The organism is uncultured Endozoicomonas sp. (assembly GCF_947495845.1).
Taxonomy (GTDB): domain Bacteria; phylum Pseudomonadota; class Gammaproteobacteria; order Pseudomonadales; family Endozoicomonadaceae; genus Endozoicomonas.
Genome location: NZ_CANMAO010000105.1, coordinates 1 through 457, shown reverse-complemented (window position 1 = coordinate 457; position 457 = coordinate 1). Strand labels below are relative to the sequence as shown.

Sequence of the window (457 nt, the reverse complement as noted above, 5' to 3'; positions counted from 1 at the left end):
TGGTCACCAATATTTCTGCCATGTGTCATAGCAAAGGTTTACCGAAAAAGGCGGACGTGGAAGCCTTCCTGAAGCTGCCCTGCCTGAAAGAGGGCTGGCAGGCGGGCAAAGACGATGCCGTTAAGGACAAACCGCTCGACCGGGCACTGGTCACCCATATTTCCTCCATGTGTAATGGCAAAGGCTTACCGGAAAAGACGAAAGTGGAAGCCTTCCTGAAGCTGCCCTGCCTGAAAGAGGGCTGGCAGGCGGGCAAAGACGAGGACGTTAAGGACAAACCGCTCGACCGGGCACTGGTCACCCATATTTCCTCCATGTGTAATAGCAAAGGCTTACCGAAAAAGGCGGACGTGGAAGCCTTCCTGAAGCTTCCCTGCCTCAAAGAGGGCTGGCAGGTGGGCAAAGACGAGGACGTTAAGGACAAACCGCTCGACCGGGCACTGGTCACCAATATTTC

Annotated in this window: 1 protein-coding gene; it reads left to right on the top strand. The window is 54.9% G+C overall.

The window, feature by feature from the left end; genetic code table 11:
• The coding region (locus tag Q1B11_RS20290; RefSeq protein WP_299735837.1) for a hypothetical protein at positions 1-457 on the top strand (457 nt) is incomplete at both ends.